Source organism: Actinomadura sp. RB99 (genome assembly GCF_014706005.1).
GTDB lineage: Bacteria > Actinomycetota > Actinomycetes > Streptosporangiales > Streptosporangiaceae > Spirillospora.
Genome location: NZ_JABMCA010000056.1, coordinates 1 through 24,364 on the forward strand (window position 1 = coordinate 1; position 24,364 = coordinate 24,364).

General features: G+C 70.8%; 32 protein-coding genes. 13 read left to right on the forward strand and 19 right to left on the reverse strand.

Annotated features, from left to right (window positions below; genetic code table 11):
- Positions 1-167: 167 nt before the first annotated feature.
- Entirely contained in the window at positions 168-992 is an 825-nt protein-coding gene (locus amrb99_RS35635; protein WP_190864648.1) for a TIGR03619 family F420-dependent LLM class oxidoreductase, read from the forward strand.
- A gap of 28 nt (positions 993-1,020) precedes the next feature.
- Here amrb99_RS35635 and amrb99_RS35640 read toward each other — a convergent pair whose 3' ends face one another.
- On the reverse strand, positions 1,021-1,509 hold the full coding sequence (locus amrb99_RS35640; protein WP_347256990.1) for a DUF4870 domain-containing protein: 489 nt from the start codon (positions 1,507-1,509) through the stop codon (positions 1,021-1,023).
- Positions 1,510-1,714: 205 nt separating this feature from the next.
- Here amrb99_RS35640 and amrb99_RS35645 point away from each other — a divergent pair, with 205 nt between their 5' ends.
- Positions 1,715-2,347, forward strand: a complete 633-nt coding sequence (locus amrb99_RS35645; protein WP_190864652.1) for a PaaI family thioesterase — start codon at positions 1,715-1,717, stop codon at positions 2,345-2,347.
- Between the two features lie 10 nt (positions 2,348-2,357).
- Here the strand turns inward: amrb99_RS35645 and amrb99_RS35650 are convergent, their stop codons facing one another.
- The 6 genes from amrb99_RS35650 to amrb99_RS35675 all read right to left on the reverse strand — a co-directional run bounded on the left by amrb99_RS35650 (position 2,358) and on the right by amrb99_RS35675 (position 7,444).
- On the reverse strand, positions 2,358-3,695 hold the full coding sequence (locus amrb99_RS35650) for an MFS transporter (RefSeq protein WP_190864654.1): 1,338 nt from the start codon (positions 3,693-3,695) through the stop codon (positions 2,358-2,360).
- Positions 3,696-3,875: 180 nt separating this feature from the next.
- Positions 3,876-5,117, reverse strand: coding sequence for a DUF6596 domain-containing protein (locus amrb99_RS35655; protein WP_347256991.1), 1,242 nt, complete (start codon positions 5,115-5,117; stop codon positions 3,876-3,878).
- Complete coding sequence (locus amrb99_RS35660; RefSeq protein ID WP_190864656.1) at positions 5,114-5,437, reverse strand: YciI family protein; 324 nt, start codon at positions 5,435-5,437, stop codon at positions 5,114-5,116. Before amrb99_RS35660 ends, amrb99_RS35655 begins: the two co-directional genes overlap by 4 nt.
- A 193-nt stretch (positions 5,438-5,630) precedes the next feature.
- Positions 5,631-6,338: an RraA family protein gene (locus amrb99_RS35665; RefSeq protein WP_190864658.1), complete on the reverse strand. Its 708-nt coding sequence runs from the start codon at positions 6,336-6,338 to the stop codon at positions 5,631-5,633.
- Positions 6,339-6,341: 3 nt separating this feature from the next.
- Positions 6,342-6,767: a PaaI family thioesterase gene (locus amrb99_RS35670; protein ID WP_206700236.1), complete on the reverse strand. Its 426-nt coding sequence runs from the start codon at positions 6,765-6,767 to the stop codon at positions 6,342-6,344.
- The gene (locus tag amrb99_RS35675; protein WP_190864660.1) at positions 6,764-7,444 is read right to left on the reverse strand and encodes a TetR/AcrR family transcriptional regulator; all 681 of its coding nucleotides are present in this window, start codon (positions 7,442-7,444) and stop codon (positions 6,764-6,766) included. The genes amrb99_RS35670 and amrb99_RS35675 overlap by 4 nt, the downstream gene beginning before the upstream one ends.
- A gap of 356 nt (positions 7,445-7,800) precedes the next feature.
- Here amrb99_RS35675 and amrb99_RS35680 point away from each other — a divergent pair, with 356 nt between their 5' ends.
- The 6 genes from amrb99_RS35680 (at position 7,801) to amrb99_RS35705 (ending at position 11,917) form a co-directional block, all read left to right on the forward strand.
- Positions 7,801-8,541 (forward strand): GNAT family N-acetyltransferase, encoded by a 741-nt coding sequence (locus tag amrb99_RS35680; RefSeq protein ID WP_241756236.1) that lies wholly within the window; start codon positions 7,801-7,803, stop codon positions 8,539-8,541.
- A 251-nt stretch (positions 8,542-8,792) separates the two neighbouring features.
- On the forward strand, positions 8,793-9,482 hold the full coding sequence (locus amrb99_RS35685; protein ID WP_190864664.1) for a hypothetical protein: 690 nt from the start codon (positions 8,793-8,795) through the stop codon (positions 9,480-9,482).
- Positions 9,479-10,300: an AAA family ATPase gene (locus tag amrb99_RS35690; protein WP_190864666.1), complete on the forward strand. Its 822-nt coding sequence runs from the start codon at positions 9,479-9,481 to the stop codon at positions 10,298-10,300. Before amrb99_RS35685 ends, amrb99_RS35690 begins: the two co-directional genes overlap by 4 nt.
- Positions 10,301-10,316: 16 nt before the next feature.
- Complete coding sequence (locus amrb99_RS35695) at positions 10,317-10,844, forward strand: hypothetical protein (RefSeq protein WP_190864667.1); 528 nt, start codon at positions 10,317-10,319, stop codon at positions 10,842-10,844.
- A gap of 126 nt (positions 10,845-10,970) precedes the next feature.
- On the forward strand, positions 10,971-11,525 hold the full coding sequence (locus tag amrb99_RS35700) for a hypothetical protein (RefSeq protein ID WP_190864670.1): 555 nt from the start codon (positions 10,971-10,973) through the stop codon (positions 11,523-11,525).
- Between the two features lie 11 nt (positions 11,526-11,536).
- The gene (locus tag amrb99_RS35705) at positions 11,537-11,917 is read left to right on the forward strand and encodes a hypothetical protein (RefSeq protein WP_190864672.1); all 381 of its coding nucleotides are present in this window, start codon (positions 11,537-11,539) and stop codon (positions 11,915-11,917) included.
- A gap of 76 nt (positions 11,918-11,993) precedes the next feature.
- Here amrb99_RS35705 and amrb99_RS35710 read toward each other — a convergent pair whose 3' ends face one another.
- A complete protein-coding gene (locus amrb99_RS35710) occupies positions 11,994-12,512 on the reverse strand; it encodes a hypothetical protein (protein WP_190864674.1) in 519 nt (172 codons plus the stop codon).
- Between the two features lie 39 nt (positions 12,513-12,551).
- Between amrb99_RS35710 and amrb99_RS35715 the strand changes: the two genes are divergently transcribed.
- Both amrb99_RS35715 and amrb99_RS35720 read left to right on the forward strand, forming a co-directional pair.
- A complete protein-coding gene (locus amrb99_RS35715; protein WP_190864676.1) occupies positions 12,552-13,238 on the forward strand; it encodes a response regulator transcription factor in 687 nt (228 codons plus the stop codon).
- Entirely contained in the window at positions 13,235-14,578 is a 1,344-nt protein-coding gene (locus tag amrb99_RS35720; RefSeq protein WP_190864678.1) for a HAMP domain-containing sensor histidine kinase, read from the forward strand. Before amrb99_RS35715 ends, amrb99_RS35720 begins: the two co-directional genes overlap by 4 nt.
- Here the strand turns inward: amrb99_RS35720 and amrb99_RS35725 are convergent, their stop codons facing one another.
- The 8 genes from amrb99_RS35725 to amrb99_RS35760 all read right to left on the reverse strand — a co-directional run bounded on the left by amrb99_RS35725 (position 14,579) and on the right by amrb99_RS35760 (position 20,238).
- Positions 14,579-15,076 carry a DinB family protein gene (locus tag amrb99_RS35725; protein WP_190864680.1) on the reverse strand — a complete coding sequence of 166 codons (498 nt, stop codon included), beginning with the start codon at positions 15,074-15,076 and terminating at the stop codon, positions 14,579-14,581. It lies immediately after the preceding gene.
- A 58-nt stretch (positions 15,077-15,134) separates the two neighbouring features.
- Positions 15,135-15,656, reverse strand: coding sequence for an SH3 domain-containing protein (locus tag amrb99_RS35730; RefSeq protein WP_190864682.1), 522 nt, complete (start codon positions 15,654-15,656; stop codon positions 15,135-15,137).
- Positions 15,657-15,896: 240 nt separating this feature from the next.
- The gene (locus tag amrb99_RS35735; RefSeq protein ID WP_190864684.1) at positions 15,897-17,042 is read right to left on the reverse strand and encodes a tyrosine-type recombinase/integrase; all 1,146 of its coding nucleotides are present in this window, start codon (positions 17,040-17,042) and stop codon (positions 15,897-15,899) included.
- A gap of 117 nt (positions 17,043-17,159) precedes the next feature.
- A complete protein-coding gene (locus amrb99_RS52745; protein WP_206700237.1) occupies positions 17,160-17,333 on the reverse strand; it encodes a helix-turn-helix domain-containing protein in 174 nt (57 codons plus the stop codon).
- 163 nt (positions 17,334-17,496) lie between these two features.
- Positions 17,497-19,296: an FtsK/SpoIIIE domain-containing protein gene (locus tag amrb99_RS35745; protein ID WP_190864686.1), complete on the reverse strand. Its 1,800-nt coding sequence runs from the start codon at positions 19,294-19,296 to the stop codon at positions 17,497-17,499.
- A complete protein-coding gene (locus amrb99_RS35750; protein ID WP_190864688.1) occupies positions 19,293-19,637 on the reverse strand; it encodes a hypothetical protein in 345 nt (114 codons plus the stop codon). The genes amrb99_RS35745 and amrb99_RS35750 overlap by 4 nt, the downstream gene beginning before the upstream one ends.
- Before the next feature lie 28 nt (positions 19,638-19,665).
- Positions 19,666-19,854, reverse strand: a complete 189-nt coding sequence (locus amrb99_RS35755) for a hypothetical protein (RefSeq protein WP_151544198.1) — start codon at positions 19,852-19,854, stop codon at positions 19,666-19,668.
- Between the two features lie 159 nt (positions 19,855-20,013).
- Positions 20,014-20,238 carry a hypothetical protein gene (locus amrb99_RS35760; protein ID WP_190864690.1) on the reverse strand — a complete coding sequence of 75 codons (225 nt, stop codon included), beginning with the start codon at positions 20,236-20,238 and terminating at the stop codon, positions 20,014-20,016.
- A 178-nt stretch (positions 20,239-20,416) separates the two neighbouring features.
- On the opposite strand from amrb99_RS35760, the gene amrb99_RS35765 reads away from it, so the two are divergent.
- Positions 20,417-21,160 carry a helix-turn-helix transcriptional regulator gene (locus tag amrb99_RS35765; RefSeq protein ID WP_190864692.1) on the forward strand — a complete coding sequence of 248 codons (744 nt, stop codon included), beginning with the start codon at positions 20,417-20,419 and terminating at the stop codon, positions 21,158-21,160.
- 2 nt (positions 21,161-21,162) lie between these two features.
- On the forward strand, positions 21,163-21,639 hold the full coding sequence (locus tag amrb99_RS35770) for an NUDIX domain-containing protein (RefSeq protein WP_089324690.1): 477 nt from the start codon (positions 21,163-21,165) through the stop codon (positions 21,637-21,639).
- A gap of 5 nt (positions 21,640-21,644) precedes the next feature.
- Here the strand turns inward: amrb99_RS35770 and amrb99_RS35775 are convergent, their stop codons facing one another.
- From amrb99_RS35775 to amrb99_RS35785, 3 genes are all read right to left on the reverse strand, one after another.
- Positions 21,645-22,199, reverse strand: coding sequence for an HD domain-containing protein (locus amrb99_RS35775; protein WP_190864694.1), 555 nt, complete (start codon positions 22,197-22,199; stop codon positions 21,645-21,647).
- A gap of 53 nt (positions 22,200-22,252) precedes the next feature.
- Complete coding sequence (locus amrb99_RS35780) at positions 22,253-22,720, reverse strand: GntR family transcriptional regulator (RefSeq protein ID WP_347256992.1); 468 nt, start codon at positions 22,718-22,720, stop codon at positions 22,253-22,255.
- Positions 22,721-23,014: 294 nt separating this feature from the next.
- Positions 23,015-23,377 carry a hypothetical protein gene (locus amrb99_RS35785; protein WP_190864696.1) on the reverse strand — a complete coding sequence of 121 codons (363 nt, stop codon included), beginning with the start codon at positions 23,375-23,377 and terminating at the stop codon, positions 23,015-23,017.
- Positions 23,378-23,552: 175 nt separating this feature from the next.
- On the opposite strand from amrb99_RS35785, the gene amrb99_RS35790 reads away from it, so the two are divergent.
- Positions 23,553-24,299 carry an XRE family transcriptional regulator gene (locus tag amrb99_RS35790; RefSeq protein WP_190864698.1) on the forward strand — a complete coding sequence of 249 codons (747 nt, stop codon included), beginning with the start codon at positions 23,553-23,555 and terminating at the stop codon, positions 24,297-24,299.
- Positions 24,300-24,364 lie beyond the last annotated feature (65 nt).

The following is a 24,364-nucleotide window of genomic DNA, read 5'->3' on the forward strand; positions in this document are numbered from 1 at the left end:
GGCGGCGAAGCGTCCTGAACCACACCTTCGGCAGCCGCATGAAAGCCACACCCGGCACCCCTGGGCCAGCCAACCCTACGAACGGCTCGCTCAACCCGATCAAGAAGGTAGGGCCGCATGATCGCCGGGAAGTAGGGTGGCGCCGACCGAGGGAGAGGAGCCGCCGCATGCGGCTGGGCATCACCATGTTCGCGACCGACCTGACCATGCCGCCGCACGAGCTGGCCAGGGAGGCCGAGGCTCGCGGCTTCGCCTCGCTGTACGTCCCCGAGCACACCCACATCCCGGTGGCGCGCAAGACGCCGCCGCCGACCGGCGACGCGGCCCTGGCCCCCGAGTACGCGCGCACGCTCGACCCGTTCGTGGCGCTCGCCGCGGCGGCGGCCGTGACCGAGCGGATCACCCTCGGCACCGGCATCATGCTGCCCGCCCAGCGCGAGCCGATCGTCACCGCGAAGGCCGTCGCGACGCTCGACCGGATCGCGGGCGGCCGGATCGCGCTCGGCGTCGGCTACGGCTGGAACGCCGAGGAGGGCGCCGACCACGGCGTCCCCTGGACGCGGCGGCGCGAGGTCGTGCGCGAGCACGTGCTGGCGATGCGCGAGCTGTGGACGCGGGACGAGGCGTCGTTCGAGGGCGAGTTCGTGAGCTTCGAGCCGAGCTGGTCGTGGCCGAAGCCCGCCGGCCGCGTCCCCGTGCTGCTCGGCGGCGCCCCCGGCCCGACGCTGTTCGCGCACATCGCCGAGTACGGGGACGGGTGGATGCCGATCGGCGGCGCGGGCATCCGCGAGGCGCTCCCGGACCTGCGCCGCGCCTGCGCCGACGCGGGGCGCGACATGGTCCCGGTCGTGCCGTTCGGGACCGTCCCGAGCGAGGAGAAGCTCGGCTACTACGCCTCGATCGGTGTCGAGGAGGTCGTGCTGCGGGTCCCGGGAGGCGGCCGGGACGCGGTCCTGCCGGTCCTGGACGAGTACGCCCGCACCTACCTGTGACCCGGGGCCCCGGCCCCCGGGCCGCCGGCTAGCGGACCATCCGGAAGCAGAAGAAGGTCGGGAACCGGTAGAACTCGCCCTTGCCGGCCTTGACCGCCCCCAGGATCAGGAACACCCACTGGCCGATCAGCGCCTCCAGGTACGGGAAGACGATCGGGATCAGGAACGCGGGCGCCTTCGCGATGATCGCCGGCGGGACGCAGACCGCCATCACCGCCAGCAGATGGATCAGCAGCGTGATCTGCACGTTCAGCGCCTGCGCCGCGTGGAAGCGGACGAACGGCGACTCGCGCTTCTTCACCAGGTAGATGATCAGCGGGGCGAGGAACGAGATCACGAGCGTGCCGACGTAGGCGAAGATCGCCCAGGTGTTGTCGTCGTTGCGCGGCGGGGCGTACTGCGGCCCGTGCGGGACGCCCGGCGGCCCGTAGCCCCAGCGCGGGTCGTACGGTCCTCCGGGCGGGGGCCCCGGAGGCTGCCCGTACGGCTGCCCATAGGGCGGTGGCTGCTCGGTCACGGGGTTTCCTTCGCGGCTGCGGGGGGTCGTCGCATGAATCATAAAGTGCGCCGCCCTCGCCGCCCGCTGAACGGCGGCGAACCGCCCCCCGCGACGGCCGCCGCCGGAGCCCGTTCGCGGCCGGATCCGCCCGCTGGGCGGGACCCGCCGCACCGGGCACCCCGCCCCGCAACTTAGAATCTCGTTCGGCTCAGAAGGAGGCTGAATGAGCGGGGCGACCACCGAACGGCACATGCTCGGCGAGGACGAGGCGGCACCGCTGGCCGGGCTCGCCGCCCGGGTCCGCGAGCTGACCGAGGCGGCCGTCCTCACCGGCGTCGGCGCCGGCGAGGCGCGCGCCGTCGCGGACGAGATCGCCGCGCTCACCGAGCGGCTGCGGGCCGTGCGCCGCGACGCGCCGCCGTTCCTCGTCACCGACGGGCACCGCATGGACCGGCAGGGCGGCAACCCCGTCACCGGCGTCCTCAACCCCATCGCGCCGCCCGTCGACCTCGACGTCGCGCCCGACGGCATCGTCCGCGCCGAGTTCACCCTCACCGACGTCTACGAGGGGCCGCCGTCCTACGTGCACGGCGGCGTGTCGGCGATGGTCCTCGACCAGGCGCTCGGCATGGCCGCCGCGCAGACCGGCACCGGCGGGATGACCGCGACCCTCGAACTGCGCTACCGGCGGCCCACCCCGCTCGGCGTCCCGCTGACCGTCGAGGCCAAGGCCAGCCGCGTCGAGGGCCGCAAGATCTACGCGTCCGGGACGATCGCGGGCCCCGACGGCCGCGTCACCGTCGAGGCCACCGCGATGTTCGTCACGCCGCAGAACTTCCTGGTCCACCAGCGCTGAGCGCGGGCGGTCACGCGGGCGCGCCCGCCTCCCGGACGGCCCGCGCCCGGGCCGGGTCCGGCAGCAGCGCGAGCGCACCCAGCGTCAGCGCCGACGACACGACCATCGCGACCGCGATCGCCCACCAGCCGTAGTCGTGCAGCAGCCACGTCGCGAGCAGCGGCGCCGGGCCGCCCGCGATCACCGAGGCCAGCTGGTAGCCGATGCCCGCCCCGCCGTACCGCAGCCGGGTCGGGAAGCTCTCCGCGATCAGCGACGCCTGCGGCCCGTACTGCACCGCGTGCGGGATCTGCGCGACGACCACGGCGATCACCACCAGCGTCGCCGCCTTGGTGTTGATCAGTCCGAAGTACGGGAACGCGATCACCGCGATCAGCAGCGACCCGACGGCGTAGACGCGCCGCCCGCCGACCCGGTCGCCGAGATGCCCGGCCGCCGGGATCGTGAACAGCTCCAGCACCGCCGCCGCCGTCACCGCGCTGAGCGCCAGCCCCTGCCGCATCCCGAGGTCCTTATGGATGTACGTCAGGGCGAACGAGGTGAAGATGTAGAACGGCATCTGCTCCGAGCACCGCAGCAGCGCGCTCAGGACGATCTCCTTCGGATGCCGCCGCACGACCTCGGCGACCGGCACCCGCGCGACCTCCCGCTTCTCCACCACCTCGGCGAACAGCGGCGTCTCCATCACCCGGACCCGCACGAACAGCCCGACCGCGACGAGCACCAGGCTGAACAGGAACGGCACCCGCCACGCCCAGTCGGTGAACGCCTTGTCCGCCGACAGCGCGATGGCCGTCATCATCCCGGTGCCGAGGATCAGCCCGATCGGCACCCCGATCTGCGGCAGGCTCGCCATCAGCCCGCTCCGCCTCCGGTCGCCCCACTCCATCGACAGCAGCACCGAGCCGCTCCACTCGCCGCCGACCGCGATGCCCTGCAGGACCCGCAGCACCACCAGCAGCACCGGCGCCGCCGCGCCGATCGAGTCCGTCCCCGGCAGGACCCCGATCAGCGCGCTGGAGATCCCCATCAGCACCAGCGTGACGATCAGCATCGCCTTGCGGCCGAGCCGGTCGCCCCAGTGCCCGAAGATCGCCGCCCCGACGGGCCGCGCCGCGAACCCGACCGCGTACGTCGCGAACGCCGACAGCGTCCCCGCGTAGTCGCTCGACGCGGGGAAGAACACGTCCTTGAAGACGATCGCCGCCGCGGTGTTGTAGAGGAAGAAGTCGTACCACTCGATCGAGGTGCCGATCACGCTCGACACCGCGGCCAGCCGCACCTGCCGCCGCCGCTCGCCGCCGTCCGCCGCGCGGGCCCGCGCCGCGTCCCCGGGATCCAGGGCCATGGGAGCCGTCCCTTCCGACCGCCCCCGCCGGTCCCTGCCGTTGTGATCACGGGGATTCCCCGGCCGCCCCACCCGGAAACCGCTTTCTCAACTCCCCGCGCGGTGACGTACGGGCCGGCCCCCGCGGCAAGGCGGCTCCGGCCGGACGAGCGGTCGGGCGCGGGTTCGTCCGGGTCCCGGCTAGCCCAGTTGGTCGCGGCGGCGGGTCAGGTAGGCGGTCTCGGCGGTGTTGCCGGCCAGGTCGATGGCCCTGTCGTAGGCCGCGCGCGACTGCCGGCTCCGGCCCAGCCTGCACAGCAGGTCGGCGCGGGTGGCGTGGTAGGCGTGATAGCCGGCGAGCTTGTCCTCGAGGCGGTCGACGATCGCCAGCGCCACCTGCGGGCCGTCGAGTTCGGCGACCGCGATGGCCCGGTTGAGGGCGATGATCGGCGAGGGGTCGAGGCGGACGAGCCGGTCGTAGAGCGCGAGGACCTGCGACCAGTCGGTGTCGCGGACGTCGCGGGCGGAGGTGTGCACGGCGTTGATCGCGGCGAGGATCTGGTAGCGGCCCGGAGCGACCCCGGCGGCGGCAGCGGCCAGGCGCTCGCGCACCAGCCGGTGGCCCTCGGCGATCAGCGCCGCGTCCCAGGCGCCGCGGTCCTGCTCGGCCAGGGGGACCAGTTCGCCGCCGGACGAGACCCGGGCGGTGCGGCGGGCCTCGGTGAGCAGCATCAGCGCCAGCAGCCCGGCCGCCTCCCCGTCGTCCGGCATCAGGGCGTGGACCAGGCGGGTGAGCCGGATCGCCTCGGCGGTCAGGTCGCGGCGCACCGGGTCGGTGCCGGGGCCGGTGGCCAGGTAGCCCTCGTTGAACACCAGGTAGAGCACGGCGAGCACGCCGGTGACGCGTGCCGGGAGATCCTCGGCGGACGGCACCCGGTAGGGGATGGCGGCCGCCTTGATCTTGGCCTTCGCGCGGGTGATCCGCCGCTCCATGGCGGTCTCGGCCACCAGGTGGGCGCGGGCGATCTCGGGGACGGTGAGGCCGCCGAGCATGCGCAGCGTCAGCGCCACGCGGGCCGGCATCGCCAGCGCGGGGTGGCAGCAGGTGAAGATCAGCCGGAGCCGGTCGTCGTCGACGGCGCCCGGAGGCTCGGGCGGGGCGGTGTCCTGCACCATCCGGGCCTCCCTGTGCTTGCCGTCGCGCTTGCTCTCACGGCGGATCCGGTCGATGGCCTTGCGGCTCGCGGTGGTGGTCAGCCAGCCGCCGGGATTGGGCGGGACGCCGTCGCCCGGCCACCGCTCGACGGCGGTGGCGAACGCCTCGGCGGCCGCCTCCTCGGCGATGTCGAGGTCGCCGAACCGCCTGGCCATGGCGGCGACCACCCGCGCCCACTCGTCGCGGTGGGACCGGGCGACCGCCTCGCGGACGTCGAACCCGCTCACCGGAACGGCCGTACCTCGATCTTCCGGTCGCAGACCTTCGACGCCTCGGCGGCGAGCTTGAGCGCCACGTCAAGGTCGGGCGCCTCCCACACCCAGACGCCGGCGAGGTACTCCTTGGACTCGAGGAACGGCCCGTCGGTGAACACCGGCTGCTCGCCCCGGTTGTCGACGACCGTGGCCGCGTCGGTGCCGGCGAGCCCGCCCGCGAAGACCCAGTGGCCCTCGGCGATCAGCCGTTCGTTGAACGCGCTGATGGCGGGCTGCCTGTCCGTGCTGCCGGGATCGCTCTTGTCATCGATCACGGAGACCAGGTACCGCATCTGAAGATCATCTCCTGTGGTGCCGCGAAGGCGTGGTCCGGTGGCCGGGGACGGCCGCCCGGTAGAGATGGATTGTCACGCAAGGCAGGTGGACCCGCCCAGCCCCGTCCACCCCGCGTTGCGGCGCCGGGGGGCACCCGAGCCGCCTCCGGCGGGCGGTCAGGCCGTGGTGGTGGCGGTTCGGCGGTCGAGGTCATTCCTCGATGGCGCCGCCCAGAGCACGCAGATGGGCACGGAAGGTCAGTGAGGGATCCCGCTCGCGTTGGGCCAGGTAGTCGTCGAAGCGCAACTGGCTGCGAAGGGTGGTGCCGCCGCGGATCCGTTCGGCCTGGTGCCTCTCGGTGTCACGGATCGCCTCCGCGGGGGCGACGAGGTCGCCCGCCGCATCGGCGGGGAGGAAAAGGACGCCGTCGTCGTCGCCGACGACCAGGTCGCCGCGGTCGATCGTCCACTCGCCCACGGCGGCCGACGTCAGCGCCTCCGGGTGGCGCTCATCGAGCCGTTGCGGACCGGTCGGGAGGGCGCCGGTGCTGAACACCGGCAGGCCGATCGCGAGGAGGTCGGCGGTGTCGCGATGCAGGCCCCAGATCACCACTCCGGCCACCCCCGCGGCCTGGGCCTCCAGGACGGCCAGGTCACCGACGCATGCCTCGTCATCGCGCCCGCCGTTGTCGACCACGAGCACGTCGCCCGGGGCGGCGTACCCGAACGCTTCGAAGAAGACGTCGACGCTGCCGGCATGGCGAGCGGGAAGGGCGCGGCCCGCGATCCGGGCGCCGGGTGTCATGGAACGCACCGACGGGGGCGCGCAGCGCACGGGCACGCCCAGGCGCAGGCACGCGTCGGCGAGGTGGGCACTGGTCAGCGCGGCGCAGCGGCGGGCGAACTCGTTGTCGTCCATCGGTCACCGCGGCCACAGGACGAGCTGGGTGCAGCGGAACACCGCGACCGTCCGGCCCTGGTCGTCGGTGACCGTGGCATCCCACAACTGCGTGGACCTGCCCCTGTGGACGGGCACGGCGCGGCAGCGCAGGACGCCTTCCCTCGCCGCGCCCAGGAAATTCGTCTTCAGCTCGACGGTGGTGAACCCGTCGGCCCCGGCGGGAAGCGCGGCCATGCAGCCGTACCCGCACAACGTGTCGGCGAGTCCGATGAGCGCGGCGGCGTGCACGAACCCGTTGGGGGCGAACAGCTCAGGCCGGATGAGGAGTTCTCCCGTCACCTCGCCGTCCGTGCAGGACGACACCAGCACGCCGAGATGGCCGGGCAGCATGCCCCCGCCGAGCGCGGTCAGGCCGTCCGGGTCCCGTGGCATGGTGGAGACCGTCAATGTCCCTCTCCTTCCTCCGGCCCGATGGTGTTCCCGGCCTGGTGATCCGTTCTGTTCCGGCGCCGTCGCGGCCGGGCCGCGGCGTCCAGCAGCGGGGCGAGCTCGGCCGCGGCGGCGTCCAGCGGACCGAGGTCGCGTCGTGCGCGGGCCAGCACGATCGCGCCCTCCAGCGTGGAGAGCATGAGCAGTGCCAGCGAGTCGGAGCGCGCGGCGGGCACGCCCAGCTCGATCAGCGCGGACGCGACGGAGGAGTGCCAGCCGTCGAACGCCCGGCTCACTGCGGCGCGCAGGTTCTCATTGATCGCCACCGTGTCCGCGGTGGCGGCCACCAGCGGGCAGCCGGCCGCGTAACCGGCCGAGCGGAACTGCCCGCGCCACTGGTCGACCATCGCGGTGAACAGGCCGCCGGGGGTGGGCGGATCGAGACGGTCGACGGCCCGGACCACCCGGCCCGACGCGTAGGCCGCCGCCCACAGCAGCGCCTCGGTGACCAGTTGCTCCTTCCCGTCCGGGAAGTAGTGCTGCAGCGACCCGCGCGGGGCGCCCGCCGCCGTCACCACCTCGCGCAGGCTGGTGCCGGACACCCCCTTGGTGCGGATCATCTCGGAGGCGGTGCGCACGATCCGCTCCCGCATCGAGGTCGGCCTCGGCGGCCCCTGCCCGGCATCAGTGGTCATGACAAGCGACATAATAGGAGAGGTGAGCAAGGAAGGCCAAGTGTCGCCGGGTCAAGCTAACTTCCATGGAGTTTTCGCTCATCGGACTATGTCACTTGTCATGATTGTGTCGGACGCCGAGCGGGAGTTCGCTCTTACCTCCGATCGGGGACCGTGGCCGGAACGGACGCGCCGATGATCTCCCGGCTCCGCGTCACGGCCGTCGCCCGCAGCCGACCGCGTGTGCCCCGCACTCCCTGGCCGTGATTGGGTCGACCGTCGTGGAACCGCTGCGCACTCGCCCTCTCGATGAAGCCGACCTGCTGGCCAGGATGGAAAGGAACCTGGCCGAACACGCCTGTCACCTGCATCGGGGGATGAGGGGCGCCACCGTCGCGGAGCCCAGCGATCTGCTGATCGCCGACAGCGGGCTCGACGACGACACGTTCAACATCGTCGCCGCGGCCCGGTTCGGCCCCTCGTCCGCCGCGGCGCGCATCGCCGAGACCGTCCGGGCGGTCGCCGGCACCGGCCGCGGCTTCTCCTGGTGGGTGGGCCCGGCGTCGACGCCGCCGGATCTGAGCGCCCGCCTGTCGGCCGCCGGCCTGCCGGCGACCGAGCACGAGACGGCGATGTGGGCCGAGCTCGATGGCACCCTGCCCCTCCCTGGAGCGGAAGGACTGGAGATCCGGTCGGTGTCCACGCCGGATCGGCTCCGCGACTACGCCGAGGTCGTCGCCGCGAACTGGAGCCCGCCCAGCGGCACGGTGCGCCGCTTCTTCGCGCAGGCGGCTCCGTCGGCACTCGCCGAGGACTGCCCCGCCCGTTACCTGGTCGGATACGCCGCAGGCCGTCCGGTGTGCTCGGCCGAGGTGTTCCACCACGCCGGCGTCGCCGGGATCTACAACATCGCCACCCTCGCCGGTCACCGCCGGCGCGGCTTCGGTGGCGCCGTCACCCTCGCCGCGCTCCATGCGGCCAGGGAACGCGGCCACGGCATCGCGGTCTTGCAGGCGTCCGAGGAGGGCGCGCCCGTCTATCGCCGCCTGGGCTTCCGCTCCTGCGGCCGCTTCACCGAACACGCCGTCGATCCCCGGACGTCCGCTTCCCGCGCATGACCGATGGCCGGTGCGGGCGCTCCGTGCCGGCGTAGCAGCGGCGAGATGCTCGCCTCGCCGCCTCTGGGAGGGCGCCGGAGGCGGCGGCCATCCGGCATTTCGCACCGAAAGGCGCAAAAGATCGACCGTTGAACGCCCGGTGGCGGCGGCCGGGGCCGGGTCGAAAATTCCGAGCATATCCCGCGCCCCGCACGGGCCGACCCCCGGGGAAATACGGGGTTCGCGGCGGCCCATATCGCGATCTTCGTGCCGTGGACACCGAAACGCGCGATGCCGCATTCTGTGGTGAACCATCGTCGCCCGGCCGGCGTCCCATACGGTGGTTCGTCTTCACGCGGATGCGAGGTCCGGAGTTGATCGAGGCTTTTGTGCTCGGGGTGATCGGAAATGTCCTGAGCAATTACATCAGCGGTCTGCTGAGCAACAGGCAGACCGAACGGAACCGCGGGGAACTGGTGGCGCTCATCGAGAGCCGGATCAAGGAGAACCGGGCGCTGGAGAGCCGGCAGGCCATGGGCGTCGCGGTCCGCGAGCTCGACGCGGTGGTCGACAAGGACCGCGACCTGACCTGGCGGGACGACCGTCTGGTCATCCGGCCGTCCGGGCGGATCCGCAAGACGCTGCCCGAGCCGCAGGCGGCGCTGGAGGAACTCGTCAACAGCGTGACGGCCCGCCGCCGCGAACTGGGCCTGCCGCTCACCGGCGACGAGGCGGCCGCCGGTTCGGCGGGCGCGGCGGGGACCGTTTCCGGCGACGCGGCGGCCGTTTCCGGCGAGCGGGCGATGGCCGGTTCCGGCAACGCGCCCGCCGCCGGTGATCTGATTCCCGCGGACGAGTCGGCACCGGACGATTCCCGGCCCGATCTGCGCGCCGAGATTCTCGGGCTGCCGGCCGAGGTGCTGCGGGAGAAGGAACGGCGCCGGAGGGAATCGGGAACGTGACCGAATCGATCGCACGGCGTTTCTCCGACGTCGTCGGCCTGCATCTGATCGCCAATTTCCAGCCCGACGCGCGACCGGGCACCCCGCTGCTCCTGGGCGTCCAGGGGCCGCCGGGCGAGGGGAAGACCTATCAGGTCGAGCGCATCCTGGAGAACGCCGGCATCCACGCCGTCCTGCTGTCCGGCGGCGAGCTGGAGAGCCCGAACGCGGGGGCGCCCGCGGCCCGGATGCGGGCCGCCTACCTGGAGGCCGGCGGCTACGCCGAGGCGGGGACCCCGGCGGCGGTGCTGCTCAACGACGCCGACGCCGCGATCGGCAGCTGGGGCGAGCTGACGCAGTACACCGTCAACACCCAGAACCTGATCACCGAGCTGATGCACCTCGCCGACTACCCGACCCGGGTGGAGGGCAAGCGGATGCGCCGGGTCCCCATCATCCTGACCGGCAACGACTTCACACGCCTGTACGCACCGCTGCGGCGCAGCGGCCGCATGCGGATCTTCAGCTGGCGCATGCAGCCCGCGGAGCGCGCGGCGGCGGTGCACTCGCTCTTCCCCTGGCTGAGCGGGGAGCAGGCCGCCGACCTCGTGGGCCGCTTCCCCGACGAACCGATCTCCTTCTGGGCGGCGGTGCGGCGCCGCATGGACGACACCGCGCTCACCACCGCCCTCTACCGGCACGGCCTCGGCGACCTCGCCAGGAGCCTGATCTCGCGCAGCCGGGTCAGAATCGACGACCGCCCGCACCCGGTCGAGGACATCCTCGCCGTGGCCACGGGCATGGCCGCCGACACGGCACACGACTTCCTCTCCTCCTAACCCCCAAGGAACACGCATGGTCATCGCCAGGACCGCGACGTACACGGCGACCTACGCCCGCGCCGAACTGATCAAAATGCAGGTCGAACGCGTCCTCTCGCGCAGCTCGCGGGACCGCGACTTCGTCCGCCGGCTTCTCCTCGGCGTCGACAGGCGCTGGATCAAGGAGATCTCCGTCTACGGCCTCGACGGCGACGGCGCGTGCCATGTCGAGCTGTTCATCAAGATCGACTGGGAGCGGAACGCGGTGCACATGTCGGCCGGCCGGGACATGGTCCAGGTCGACGCCGGCTGGGACGGCGGGGTCTCCACCGAGATCGACCTCGCGCTCCAGAAGTTCGAGCTGGTCACCCGCGAACTCGGGCTCCGCAAGGTCGTCCACTCCCGGTACGCCGCCGGCGTCGACCGGGCCAGGGCCAACCAGGAGCTCGGCTTCCGCAACGCGGACCCCGTGCAGTGGCGCAGCGGCTTCTACGGCACCACGATGAGCATCCCCGAGCTGGACGAGGTCACCGTCGGCGTCAACCTGGCCGGGCAGGGCTGACCGCTCCACCCCGCTCGTCGCGCGCCGCCCGCGCGGTCCCGGCGCGCGACGAGCCGCGCGTATACCGGACGTGTACCGGCATCCGTCATCGTGCTCGCCGAGGCTCTGTCGGCGATCGGAGGAATGATGGACGGAGCGGCGACCACGATGATCCCTCCCGACGACGTGGCCGGCGCGGCCGCGCGGCACGGGCTCGGCGCGCTCTCCGACGTCCGGCGGGAGGTCACCGCGACGACCGCCGTCGTCCTCGGCGGCGCGACCGCGGCGGGATGCCTGCTGCTCATGTGGCTGCTGTCCCTCGTCCCCGGCTCCACGGACGTCTTCTCCTGGGTCCACTCGCTGACCTACCCGATCCACTTCGTCCTGCTGATGGGCTTCCTCTGGGGGATCGTCTACGCGATCCGCGGCCTGACCGTCGGGTCCCGGGCGACGTACCTGTTCGACGGCGGCCTGGTCGCCAGGCGCCGCACCGGCCCGCTCGTGATCGCCTGGGGGGACCTCGCCGCGGTGAAGGCCGTCTACAAGCGCAAGCAGGGCGACGAGGGCAAGGTCGCCGGCTACAAGGTCGAGGGCCGCGACGGCACGACCATCCCCGTCCCGCTGCTGCTGACCGGCGGCAGGGACGCCTTCATCGACCGCATCATCGCCGAGGCGCGCTCGCACGGCCGCCCGGTCACCTGAGGGAGAGCACCATGACCGAGCCGCAGCCCACGCCGCACTACCAGCAGCCCCCGCAGCCCGCGCCGGACTACCAGCAGCCGCCGCAGCCCGCGCCGCAGGACCGGCAGCCGCCGCAGGACCAGCAGGTCCCGCATTACCAGCGGCCGGCGCAGGACGCCCCGCACTACCAGCAGGTCAGCGACGAGCAGCGGCGCATCTGGGACACCAAAGGCAAGCGCGGCATGGGCTTCGGCGCCGCGTGGTTCCTCGGCGGCCTGCTCATCACGCTGATCACCTACAGCAACGCCTCCGGCCCGAGCGGCGGCGTGTACGTCGTCGCCTGGGGCCCGATGCTCTACGGCGCGTACCGCCTCATCTCCGGCTACCTGATGGTCAAGAAGAGCCAGCAGTAGCTGCCGCGGACCGAGGGCGGGCGGCCGGTGCACGGGCCGCCCGCCTTTCCGCGCACCCGCCCCGGGCCGTCTCCGCTCAGTACTCGTACACCTTGACCGCCGGCGGGCGCTGGCCCCAGGTCGCCACGATCGACGACGTGTGCTCGTCGGTGAGGAAGTCGACGCGCAGCCAGCCGTCCGCCTCCGTCACGCGCGTCTCGTACCCCGGGTTCGGCGTCGCCGACACCAGCTTCACGCGACCGCCCGTGAACGCCAGCGCCGCCTGCCCGCCGCGCGTCGCGAAACTGCGCACGTTGCCGGGCGGCTTCTGCTTGGACGGCTTCCCGGACGGCGACGGCGACGGCGACGGGGAAGGGGACCTGCTGGGCGTCGGGCCCTGGTCCTCGCCCGTCGCCGGACGAGGCGCCGACGTCGGCGACCCGACGCTCGTCGGCGGACCCGGCAGCGTGGACGGGCTGCCGTGGATGACCGGGCCCGCGATCGGCGGCGGAGCCGACCGCTCCGACACCGCGCCGCGCACGACACCGCGCACCCCGAGCCAGGACAGCCCCACCGCCACCGCGGTCGCGACCGCCCACGGGGCAACATACGACATCGCCCGACGCATCGACACATGGTGGCATACGGTTCCGGCATGGCGAGTGTTCTGGTTGTCGAGGACGACGCGAACGTCCGTACCGCCTTGATCCGCGAACTCAGCGCGCGCTCGCACGTCGTGCGCAGCGTCGGCACCGCGATGGACGCGCTCCGCGAGGTCACCCAGTCGCCGCCGGACGTGGTCATCCTCGACCTCGGGCTGCCCGACCTCGACGGGGCCGAGGTGCTGAAGATGCTGCGCGGCGTGTCCGACGTCCCGGTCATCATCGCCACCGCCCGCGACGACGAGCCCGAGATCGTCCGGCTGCTCAACGCCGGCGCCGACGACTACCTCATCAAGCCGTTCTCCGCCGAGCACCTCAGCGCCCGGCTCGCCGCGGTGCTGCGCCGCTCGGCGCGGTCCGGGCCGTCCGCCGAGATCAGCGTCGGCGGGCTGCACATCGACCTCGACCGCCGCGAGGCGCGGCTGGACGGCGCGCCGCTGGAGCTGACCCGCCGCGAGTTCGACCTGCTCGCCTACCTCGCCGCCCGGCCCGGCCGCGTCGTCGCCCGCCGCGAGCTGCTCGCCGAGGTGTGGCGGCAGGCCTACGGCGACGACCAGACCATCGACGTGCACCTGTCCTGGCTGCGCCGCAAACTCGGCGAGACCGCGGCGAAACCCCGCTACCTGCACACCGTCCGGGGGGTCGGGGTCCGCCTGGCCGAGCCCGGCCCCCGCGCATGAGACGCACGCTGGTCCTGGTGTCCCTCGCGGTCACCTCGATGGTCGCGCTGGCCTTCCTCATCCCGCTCGCGCTGACCGTCCGGGAGATCGCCCGGGACCGGGCCCTGACCACCGCCGAGCGGCAGGCGAGCGCGCTCGGCCCCGTGCTCGTCGTCACCGAGGACCCGGCGGCTCTCGAACGCGCCGTCGCCAGCACCCAGGCCGGCGCCGCCGGACGCATGACCGTGCACATGCCGGACGGCACGCTCGTCCCGAAGCCCGGGACCGGCGACCCGTCGGCGGGTCCCGAGCAGCTCATGGAGGCGGGCCGCCGCGGCCGCTCCTACACCGCGCGCGTCTCCGGCGGGTACGCGCTGCTGCAGCCGGTGTCGCTGGACGCGGGCCGCACCGCCGTCATCGAGGTGTTCCTGCCCGACGGCGACCTCACCCGCGGGGTGTGGAAGGCGTGGCTGGTGATGACCGCCGTCGCCGCCGCGCTCGTCGCCGGGTCCGTCGCCGTCGCGGACCGGCTCGGCAACCGGATGATCCGCTCCACCCGCCGGCTCGCCGAGGCCGCCGCCGCGTTCGGCGACGGCGAGATGTCGGTCCGGATCGAACCGGACGGGCCGCCGGAGCTCGTCGAGGCCGGCCTCGCGTTCAACGCGATGGCGGACCACGTCGTCCAGCTGCTGTCCGCCGAACGGGAGATGGCCGCCGACCTGTCGCACCGGCTGCGCACCCCCCTCGCCGCGCTGCGGCTCAACGCCGAGGCGCTCGGGAAGGGACCCGTCCCCGACCAGACCCGCGAGGCCGTCGACCGCCTCGAACGCGAGGTCGACCAGATCATCCGGACGGTCCGGCGCCCCACCGGGCGCGGCAGCTGCGACGCGTCCAAGGTGCTCCGCGACCGCGTCGGGTTCTGGTCCGTGCTCGCCGAGGACGAGGGCCGCTCCTGCGAGCTGATCGGCGCCGAGGGCCCGGCGCCGCTGCCGCTGCCCGGCAGCGAGCTCGCCGCCGCCGTCGACGCGCTGCTCGGCAACGTCTTCCGGCACACCGCCGAGGGCACCGGCTTCGTCGTCACCCTGCACCAGGGGCAGGGCGTCACCGGCATCCTCGTCGCCGACGGCGGACCCGGGATCGCCGACCCGGACGCCGCCCTCAAACGCGGCAGCAGCGGCGGCGGCTCCACCGGCCTCGGCCTCGACATCGCGCGCCGCGCCGCCGAGTCCACCGGCGGCTACCTGCGCATCCACCGCAGCGTCCTCGGCGGCGCACAGGTCCAGATGTGGTTCCGCACCAAGTGGCTGCCCCCGGCCCGGCGCTCTCGCCGCCTCGTCCGGCGCCGCCACTCGCGCACCTGATCAGTCCCGCACGTGGTCGCCCGTCGTCCCGTCGAGCAGCTCCCGGAGGACGTCCATGTGCCCGGCGTGCCGCGCGGTCTCCTCGATCATGTGGATCAGCACCCAGCGCAGCGACACCGTCGGCCCGAACCAGGCCGTGCCCGTCGCGTCGAGGTCCAGCTCGTCGATCACCGCGTCCGCGCCGGCCCGCGCCCGCTCGTAGAACGCGAGGATCCCCTCGGTGGTCTCGTCCGCCTCGACCCGCAGGTCCATCTCCGGGTCGTCGTCGGCCAGCGGCAGCGGCTCGGTCTCCCGCCCGAACGTGTGGCAGAACCAGAAGTACTCCATGGCCGCGAGGTGCTTCGTCAGCCCGAGCAGGCTCGTGCCCGTCGGCGTCATCCGCCGCCGCGCCTGCTCCTCGTCGAGCCCGTCGAGTTTCCACGGCACCACGTCCCGATGCCGGTCGAGGCTCGCCCGCAGGCTTTCCTTCTCATCGCCGAGAAAAGGCACATCCTTCATCGCTGGACCGTACCAGCGCCGGGCCGGCGCCCGCCGGGACGGGCGCCGGCCTACCGCCTCAGTGGCAGTCGGAGTACCGGACGTACCACTTGCCGTTCCCGTCGCCGGTCTTGTAGTCGGCGATCCAGAACCTGTCCGGGAGCCGCACCCACAGGTACCCGTCCCTGCGCTGGACGGTGTCCCAGTCCGTGGTGACCTGGCTGTTGTGCGGGAGGATCCGGACGACCTTGTACTGCAGCCCGGGCCCCTCCCGCAGGTTAAGCCCGCCTGTCGGGAGGACGCGCCCGTGGCACCACCGCTGCCGCAGCTCGTCCCGCACCATGAGCCGGTGCATCGCCTTCGCGGCGCCCTTGCGCCCGACCTTGATGCCACCCGTCCCGTGCCCTTCCTCGGCATCACGCGGCGGCTTCGCCCAGACGCCCAGTGCCGCGACCTGCTGGACGGGCAGCGCACCCTCCTGCGCCGGCCGCAGCGGCTGCTGCCGTTCCGCCGCGCCCGCGACCGCCCCGCCGCCGCTGAGCGCCGTCCCCGCCAGAGCAACACCGGCCACCGCCGCGCCGCCCCCCACCCGTACACGCATCTGTCCCTCCAGTTCCGTACGAACGACACGCTCGAACGCTACTCAGCGTGACAGATGAACATCCCTGAGTAACAGCACCAATTGGCTCGCCTTCCCTTCCCACCCTTTCCCTCCACCCCAGATAAGCCCTCCTCAGCCCTTCCCTAAGTGAGGCGCGAGGATGGATCTTGTGGCGCCGCAGGTGGGGGAGTGTTTCCGCTTCGTCCCGGGTGTTGGAGAGCCTGAACCGGAGCCGCACGCCTACGCGGACTTGACGGTCTTGCTCGCGAAGATGTCGTTCATGTGCTCGGCACCGTCGCGGATCTCGGGTTTGAGCTGGTGGCGGTAGACGGTCTCGGTGATCTTCGTGCTGGAGTGCCCGACGAGGATGCTGATCTTCTCTATGGGCACGTCGTGGTCACTCATGATGGAGACGAACGTGTGCCGCAGCTCGCGCGGGCACCACTCGCGGGGGTCGAGGTCCGCCGCCTTGAGCACCTTGGCGAACCGGTACCGGACGTGTTGCGCGGCGTAGGGCCGTCCGTCCTCATGACAGAACACGAGGTCGTGTTCCTGATACGCCTCGCCGGCCTTGAGACGCTCCGCCGCCTGCCTCGTCTTGAGGCTGCGCAGCGCGTCAACCGCCATGTCCGCGATGCCGAGCCCGCGACGGCTCAGCGTCGTCTTGGTCTCGCCCTTGTGCCGATCGGCACGCAGGACGTAGACGGTGGACTTGTCGAGGTCGACGTCACTCCACTTGAGCGTGCGAAGCTCCTCCGTCCGGAGCCCGGACATGATCGCGAGGATGATGTACGCGCCAAGACGGTGCTCGGGCCTGCTCGCCTCGTCCAGGAGAGCCTTCGCCTGCGCGAGGCTCAGCGAACGCGACTTGCGACCCGCCTTGCCGTTCGGCGTGTCCACCAGTTCGGCGACGTTTCGCGCGATCCTGTCGTGACGCGCCGCTCTGCGGATCGACCGCTTGAGGACGCTGTGAACGATGCCGAGCGAGGACGAGGTGAGGTGCTCCGCTCGTCCGTTGAGCCACGTCTCGACGTCGTCCGCCGTGAGTTCCTTGAGACGCGTCCGGCCGATGAACGGGATGAGTTGATGTGTGGCGAGTGATCGGTAGACCTCGCTCGTTGCCGGTGACTTGCCAGTCCTGGCGAACGCGGCGAGGAACTCGTTCACCGCGTCCTCCACGTAGTAGTTGCGCTCCGTCTTGACGCCCTTGCTGAGGTCCTCGACGGCTTGCCTGAGCTTGTCCTTGACCTCTGTCTTCGTCCGTCCCTTCCTCTTGAGCCGCTTGCGCTTTCCGTCTGGGCCGAACCCGAGCGAGATGGCGCCGGTGTATCCGTCGCCCTCCTCGTAGATCGTCCCCTCGTACTTGCCGATGAGGATCTTCGCCAACCGGATCCCTCCTCGTATCGGTCGAGGTCACCACCGACCATAACCCAAGACGTCCCTAGACGTCCCTCCTCTGGGAGACCGCTCGCGATGACATGCGGACGGGTCTCCCGGCGGTTGTCAGCGGTTGGCCTCTTCGAGGGAGGTGACGAACTCGGCGATGTGCCGGTCAGTGATGCGGCGCAGCTTGCCGATCTTGATGCTGTGGAGTTGGCCGGTGCGGATCAGGAAGTAGACCTTGTCTCGGCCGATGTTGAGGATCTCGGCCACTTGCTCGACGGTGTACGCCTGCACAGTCACCACCTCCTCTCGCCCGAGGCGGTGTGCCAGGGGCGTGTGCGATGTGGGTTGGCGGTCATCTCCTTGGTTGCGGACGGTGCTCGTCTCCGTCTCGTCTCACGGTTGTCTCTGGGCTCCTTAAGTGCAGGCGCGCGCGTGAGACGAGACGTTGAGACGATCACGGAGTGTCGTCGGACGCCTTGTAGCGGCCTCGTCCGACCTGGACGGCGCGGCCGGTCTTCACCAGTTCGTTGAGGCGCCGGTAGAGGGTGGGCCGGCTCATCTCGGTGATCATGAGCAGGTGAGCGATCGGAAGCCCCTCGTCCGGCGCGCCGTCCAGAGCCTCTCTCAGGACGCTTTCGGCGCGGTCTTCCCTGGACGGCCTTACCGGTACGGACGCCGCTGAGACGGGCTGCAGAAGCGGCGCACTGGCCTCGTCCAGCGCGCGCCGCGAGACGTCATCCAGGACAGGGCGCAGAGTCTCGTGTCGCTGTGCAGCCTCGCTCACCGCGTCATCGGTGAGCAGGTAGGCGCGGCCTCGTCGAGGCGTGTCGTGTTCGGGAGCGGACAGCAGAAACTTGCCGGGTGCGTTGAGGGTGTGGGCGTGCCATCCGGCGTTGAGCATCCCCTGCCCAAGGATGAGGTCGACGTCTTTGCGCTCCCGGACCCGGAAGCTCACCCGGACGTCCATCTGCGAGCGGACGGCGCCCTTGCCCATGGCCTTCTGTGTGGGGCGCTGCGTGGCCGCGACGAGCGTCACGGCAACAGCACGCCCACGGCGCGCGATCGAGTCCGTGTCGCTCGCCGCGTCGGGCGCGTCATCGGCGAGTTCGGCGTACTCATCCACGACGATGACGAGCGCAGGAAGCTTGGGCGCCGGATCCCAGACGCGCCGGCCGTTGGCCGTGAGCCACTCGGCGCGCGCCTCAAGGATCGTCACAGCGTCGCGCAGCATGGCTCGGGCTTGCTCGGGCGTGGTGGCGAGCCGATCGATGCAGGACGCCCACGGCTGCAATTCCATGCCGCGCTTGAGGTCGATGGCCCAGATGACCACGTCGCGGCACGCGCTGAGATTGCCCATGAGGACGTTGATTCCGCCGCTCTTTCCCGAGCCGGCCACGCCTCCGATGAGCCCGTGACGTCGCAGCAGCAGAACGCGCGCGCTGGTTGCGTCTTCGAACGGCCCGAGGTCGATCGGCTCGGTGATGGAGGAGACGGACGGGCCGGGCCACGGGATCGCATCGGCGTGCGGGTCGGTGTTGAGCACCCGAAGTTCGAACCGGTTGGCCTTGTCGTCGCGCGTGGGAAAGATGCGCACCGCGCCGCGGAACGTCCCGAGCGCCGATTCGATCGCGGGCACTTTCGCGGTGACGTCCTGGATGGTCTGGCCACGGGCGAGCGCGAAGCGTGCACGCCATCCCCACACGTCCACCACGGCGGACTGTGCGCGCGAGCCGGCGAGCCCGATCGACTGCGCGATTTCAGGCCATGCGGCAATCTGTCGATCGACCCGTACCTTGGCGCGCCGTCGCCGATGCACCCACCACGGCACGGCGAGCACGAACCCACCCACGGCGAGCACCTGGGGGAGTGGCGAGAACGCGATACCGAGCGCGGTCACCGCAGCCAGCCACCCACCGGCACCCACGACCACGGCCGCGCCGTACAGCCGTTCCATGCGCAAGGCGAGCCCGAACCGGTCGCCGAACATTGCCAGCACCCAAGCGGCCGCCGTCGCGAGGATGAGCAGGTATGGCCACCAGTGCGGACGAGCCGCATGGAGGACGAGGCCGGAGACGACGAGCGCGGTCACCAGGTACAGGGGAGCGAGTTCGGACCGGTACCGCCACAGCGCCCGAGCCACCAGCACAGCGGCGATGTCGGGAAACTGGTCGTCACGATCGATGATGACCATCGGCTGAAGTCCATTGCGGCGCATCTTCTGCGCATGCCGCCGCATCTGGCGCGCCCGGCTCATGAACGCCCCCACCCGTCCGGCGGAAGGTGTCCTTGCGCGCGCAGCTCATCGCGCAGGTAATACAGCGGATCGGGATCAGCATCACGTGCCGCCTTGAGGGTGGCGCGCCCTGCCGCCGCCAGGTTCGCGCGGTCACGGCGCACCTGCACCAGTTCGGCCGTGAGCCGGGACAGTTCGGAGACGAGGGCGGGGGAGTCGGCGAGCGCGGAGTTGAGGCGAAGCCACAGATCGGCGATGTAGGGCATGGCCTCCGATAGAGCGGAGACGATTTCACGGGCGGCGAGGTTGCGGGCACGAACCCCCTGAAGGTCGATCTTGACATGCTGAGGGATGTCGGGCACTGGGGCATCACTCCCTTCCAGCGGGACGTCAGTTCTGAGAGAGGGACTGGACGAGTACGGTCACCAGCCGGCGGATCTCCGGCGCGGCGCTGGTCGCGGCGAGGAAGAACCCGAACAGCAGGCACACGACGACATGCCACGCGCGCAGGCCCATGTAGCGCCACGCCAGCCACACCACCGCGCCGAGGATGGCGACCAGCGGAATCGAGACGTTCACGCGCTCACCCCTCCGGCCACATGTCGGGGCGGCCGGGACCGCGCCCGCGCCGCAGCCAACGGGCGCGGGCGCGGCATTTGCGGCACCTGCGATTGCCGGGGTCGACTCGCGCGCCGCACGGGCAGCGGTGACCGGTGATGAGGCGCGGCATCCGCACGCTCATCGACCCGCCGGGACGCGCGTCGGAGCCTCGTCACACGAGCGCGTGGTGAGCAGCCGCCGCGACACAGCGCCGGCGCGCGTCGACTCGGTACGGGACGGGTGGGAGCGGCTCCGCATCACGCGGCGCTCCTCGGCGTGGATGCCGATGACGAGCATGGCGAAGATGCCGCAGGTGGAACCGGCGAGGAACACGGCGATGATCGATGCCAGAACGAGGATCATGTGCGATCACTCCTCTCGTACGGCCCGTGTCCGGCGGGGGCGGCTCGGGCGTTCAGCGGGCTACGAGAAAGAGAGTGCGCGTGACCAGCGGGACGAGATCACTACATGACTGGACGTGTTCATGACGTCCTCATAGGGTTGACCGCGTCCCAGGACGTCCCGCGATCCGGACGGGTGCATGCCGAACGAACGCCTACGCGCCACACTGCTAGAGCAGGGGCTGACCATCGCCACGCTCGCAGAGTCGATCGGTGTCGACCAAAAGACCGTGGAACGGTGGATCACCAAGGACCGCACCCCCTACCGGCGGCACCGCTACGCAGTGGCTTCACGCCTGGGCGTTGACGAGACGTTCCTGTGGCCCGACGCGCTCACCAACGAGCAAGTCACCGCGGCTTCCAGCAGCGAACTGGTCACCATCTACCCGCGCCGCACCATGGTCCCCAGGGACGCGTGGGGACGTCTGTTCGCCACAGCGAAAGAAGACATCGGCGTCCTGGTCTACTCCGGCCTCTTCCTCTCCGAAGACTCCGGCATCCAACGCACCTTCGCCGAGAAAGCCAAAGCCGGCGTCCGCGTCCGGATCCTCCTCGGCGATCCAGACAGCCCCCAAGTAGCCGAACGCGGCGCAGACGAGGGCGTAGGCGACGCGCAAGCCGCCAAAATCCGCAACGCCCTCGTCCTCTACAAGAACCTGCGCAAACAAGAGGGAGTCGAGTTCCGCTACCACAACACGGTGCTCTACAACTCCATCTACCGCGCTGACGACCAGCTCTTGGTCAACACCCACGTCTACGGCATCACAGCCGCACTCGCCCCCGTCTGGCACCTACGCCGCATAGCCGGCGGCGACCTGGTGAACACCTACCTCGACAGCTTCGAACGCGTCTGGGAAAACGCCACACCCATACCGGGGGACTAACCATGGGCCGCAGGATCGACTACTACGACGACCCCAACGCCCCCAAAGCCAACAGCCTCGTCCCGTCTGTCAACGTCGTCGTCACCAACGACAACGGCGACATCCTCATGATCCGCCGGACGGACAACGACAACTGGGCAGTACCGGGAGGCGCGATCGACCTGGGCGAATCCGTTGCACAGGCCGCGGTCCGCGAGACCAAGGAAGAGACCGGCGTCGACTGCGAGATCACGGGCCTCGTCGGTATCTACTCGGACCCCAAGCACTTGATCCACTACACGAGCAACGACGAGGTTCGCCAAGAGTTCTCGATCCTGCTTACAGGGCGCCCCACAGGCGGCGAACCTCGCCCGAGCGACGAGTCAAGCGAAGTCCTCTGGATCCCCGCTGACGAGGCCGCAGACAGGCAGATGGACCGATCGATGAAGCTTCGTATCGGCCACTATCTGGAGAACAGGCAACAGCCGGTCATCACCTGACCGACTCAACGGCGCGACATCAACTCATCCCGAACGCGATGAACGGCGCCAACGATGTACGGGGAGGACGTAGTGATGGAGCGGGTGACGAGATGACCGTCACCGTACCGGGACAGGATCTCCGAAAGCCGATCCTCTACCGCCAACTCCTCGCCGTCTGGACTCGTGGTCATGTCGCAGTAGATGAGTGAATCCGTAAGCTCCGGAGGCTCGGTCCCGAACTCGCTCGTCAACTCGTCAACGAGCCCTCGTTCCCGAGCCTCCACGACCGCACAGGTGTGGTGAGCCACGAGCCGACACAGATGCTCGTCCGCCTGGTGAACGTCCCGCAGAAAGCGCGCACCGTCGAGAGGATGGAATCCGGTCACAACCAGGTCAGGCGCATACCCGACGTCGTGCAACCAAGCGGCGGTCTCAAGCAAGTTGGCGCGGTCGCCGAGTACAGGCGCGAGAGTCCTAGCCTGGCGCGCGACACCTTGCGTGTGCGCCCAGCGGCGCGGCAACGCGCTCTGCAGGTGATGACGTGCGATCTCGCGTGCCCACTCGGCGGTGCTGTTCATGTCTCTGACGCTACGGGCACGTCACTGGACATCCACGGACGCCGCGGGTCCATCTAGGGACGTCTTGGCAGCACGAACCGTCCCCGACCGTGAACGCACTCCACCAGGCCAGCGGCCTCCAACTGTTCAAGGGCTCGCCTTGCGGTGAACCGCGCGACGCCGTAGCGCTCGCCGATCCTCGCCTCACTCGGCAGGAGACTACCCACCGACAACGAGCCGTTCTCAATCAACGCCCTGAGGTCTGCCGCGATGCGCTCGTACGTCGGCCGCACCTTCTCCGCGGAGTCGGACCGCACGAACCTGCCTAGTCCCGTCACGACCGTGACTAGCTGCTCGTCCTGGAGGGCCCGCAACGCGCGGCGCACCGTGTCACGAGCAACGGCGAACTCCCTGCTCAGCTCATGCTCTCCGGGCAATCGACCGGCGGCTGGATAGGTCCCGTCCGCGATACGTCCCCGCAGTACCTCAGCGATCTTTCGGTAGGTGGCACCTGACCCTCTTGTCACCGCGCACTCCACCACACGCGCATGAGGCCCAGAGCGGCGACCGCTCCGGGCCTCACCTCACCTCCGACCCTCACCCCAGATCCACAAAGGCGGCGAGGATGCGTCGAGCAAGCCCACGCCGATGCCTTCCGCCTCCGGCGTCGGTATTCGCCGTAGGCGGGCGGGAAGCAACGTGGCGCGTGGGCTTGCTCGCGGGGGAAACAGCAACCCACCGCCCCGCCGCATCCGTCTGTGGACGAGGGCTGATGGTCCTACGGGAGGGGCTCGGCGGCGAGCAGGTGCGCCGATGCCGTCCAACAGGCCGCGCCATCAGAGCGTGCCCTCCGTTGCAGGAAGGCCGTTGCGGTTGGCGAGCCTGCCCTTGACCCACACCACCGCGTCGACGATGCGCTCGGCCTCGGTGATCGGATGCCCCGACGAGTCGAAGAACCAGAGGTGACCGCCGTCCCGATCGAAGGGCCGGCACGTGATCTTGTCGGACAGCACGGGGTTCTCGTCGCAGCAACCCGGCGCGGCCAGATTGCGCACCTTCAGGCCCGTCGAGGTCAGTTCGACGGCGAGGCGATGTGCGCGCAGGTGAGCGCCCAGCGCGGCCAACCGGGCCTCGGCCGCGCTCAGACCAGAGAAGGACGTCGACTCTGCATCGGTCTCACGGGGCTGGTCGAAGGACATGGGGCCTCCTCAACGAGGTTGCTTGGGGGACTTGACCGCCCAGAAACCGCAGGTGCGGCACCTCGGGCGTGTCCAGAAGCCTCGTTGGCAGGCCGGGACCTCTCCACTGGCAACTAGGGACGTCTAGGGACGTCTTCTGTTAGCGTCAGTCCTACCTTGCATCTCGGGAGGTCCGGTGAACGACCTGTTGCGGCGAGCCCTCGAAGAGGCCCGACTAACCGAAGACGATGTAGCCAAGCGTCTCGACGTAGACCCCAAGACCGTCCGCCGCTGGCTGTCTGGCCGCATCCCCTACCCCCGCCACCGAGCGACCCTCTCTGCCCTCCTGAACCACACCGCAGACGACCTGTGGCCCCAGCTCTCCGCACCGCGCCCACTCCCCGAACCACCGGGCGCCCAGATCCTCGCCACCTACCCGCACCGCTGGGCGGTCCCCCGAGCAGTCTGGCAACAACATTTCGCCAGCGCACGCCACGAGATCGGCATCCTCGCCTACGCCGGCCTCTTCCTCGCCGAAGACCAAGGGCTCGTGCGAACCATCGCCGACAAGGCCCGAGACGGCGTCGCCGTCCGTATCCTCCTCGGCAACCCGGACGGCCCCCGCATCTCCGAACGGGGCGCAGACGAGGGCGTAGGCGACTCCCTAGCAGCCAAGATCCGCAACGCCCTCGTCCTCTACGAACCCCTCCGCGACCTCGACAACGTAGAGATCCGCCTACACGACACAGTCCTCTACAGCTCCATCTACCGAGCCGACGACGATCTCTTGATCAACCCCCATGCCTACGGCATCCCTGCATCCCACGCCCCCGTGCTCCACCTCCGCTGCACCCACCCCGACGACATGGCCGCCACCTACCAACACAGCTTCGACCGCGTCTGGTCCTCGACAGGAGTGTGTCAGGCAGGGCCAAGGAAATAATGGACAGCGTGCGCCCCGTGATTGGCCATATCGCTCAAAGTGCTTGACATGCTACCCAAGCAGTA

Bases quoted from the DNA above. Each gene is read 5' to 3' on its own strand.
- amrb99_RS35745 (WP_190864686.1), bottom strand. From the start codon at position 19,296: ATGAGCCGGGCGCGCCAGATGCGGCGGCATGCGCAGAAGATGCGCCGC.
- amrb99_RS35660 (WP_190864656.1), bottom strand. From the start codon at position 5,437: ATGCGGTACCTGGTCTCCGTGATCGATGACAAGAGCGATCCCGGCAGC.
- amrb99_RS35665 (WP_190864658.1), bottom strand. From the start codon at position 6,338: ATGGACGACAACGAGTTCGCCCGCCGCTGCGCCGCGCTGACCAGTGCC.
- amrb99_RS35730 (WP_190864682.1), bottom strand. From the start codon at position 15,656: ATGCGTGTACGGGTGGGGGGCGGCGCGGCGGTGGCCGGTGTTGCTCTG.
- amrb99_RS35720 (WP_190864678.1), top strand. From the start codon at position 13,235: ATGAGACGCACGCTGGTCCTGGTGTCCCTCGCGGTCACCTCGATGGTC.
- amrb99_RS35775 (WP_190864694.1), bottom strand. From the start codon at position 22,199: ATGAACAGCACCGCCGAGTGGGCACGCGAGATCGCACGTCATCACCTG.
- amrb99_RS35695 (WP_190864667.1), top strand. From the start codon at position 10,317: ATGGTCATCGCCAGGACCGCGACGTACACGGCGACCTACGCCCGCGCC.
- amrb99_RS35680 (WP_241756236.1), top strand. From the start codon at position 7,801: ATGAGGGGCGCCACCGTCGCGGAGCCCAGCGATCTGCTGATCGCCGAC.
- amrb99_RS35675 (WP_190864660.1), bottom strand. From the start codon at position 7,444: ATGACCACTGATGCCGGGCAGGGGCCGCCGAGGCCGACCTCGATGCGG.
- amrb99_RS35635 (WP_190864648.1), top strand. From the start codon at position 168: ATGCGGCTGGGCATCACCATGTTCGCGACCGACCTGACCATGCCGCCG.
- amrb99_RS35700 (WP_190864670.1), top strand. From the start codon at position 10,971: ATGGACGGAGCGGCGACCACGATGATCCCTCCCGACGACGTGGCCGGC.
- amrb99_RS35715 (WP_190864676.1), top strand. From the start codon at position 12,552: ATGGCGAGTGTTCTGGTTGTCGAGGACGACGCGAACGTCCGTACCGCC.
- amrb99_RS35710 (WP_190864674.1), bottom strand. From the start codon at position 12,512: ATGTCGTATGTTGCCCCGTGGGCGGTCGCGACCGCGGTGGCGGTGGGG.
- amrb99_RS35760 (WP_190864690.1), bottom strand. From the start codon at position 20,238: ATGATCCTCGTTCTGGCATCGATCATCGCCGTGTTCCTCGCCGGTTCC.
- amrb99_RS35765 (WP_190864692.1), top strand. From the start codon at position 20,417: ATGCCGAACGAACGCCTACGCGCCACACTGCTAGAGCAGGGGCTGACC.
- amrb99_RS35725 (WP_190864680.1), bottom strand. From the start codon at position 15,076: ATGAAGGATGTGCCTTTTCTCGGCGATGAGAAGGAAAGCCTGCGGGCG.
- amrb99_RS35770 (WP_089324690.1), top strand. From the start codon at position 21,163: ATGGGCCGCAGGATCGACTACTACGACGACCCCAACGCCCCCAAAGCC.
- amrb99_RS35785 (WP_190864696.1), bottom strand. From the start codon at position 23,377: ATGTCCTTCGACCAGCCCCGTGAGACCGATGCAGAGTCGACGTCCTTC.
- amrb99_RS35650 (WP_190864654.1), bottom strand. From the start codon at position 3,695: ATGGCCCTGGATCCCGGGGACGCGGCGCGGGCCCGCGCGGCGGACGGC.
- amrb99_RS35705 (WP_190864672.1), top strand. From the start codon at position 11,537: ATGACCGAGCCGCAGCCCACGCCGCACTACCAGCAGCCCCCGCAGCCC.
- amrb99_RS35645 (WP_190864652.1), top strand. From the start codon at position 1,715: ATGAGCGGGGCGACCACCGAACGGCACATGCTCGGCGAGGACGAGGCG.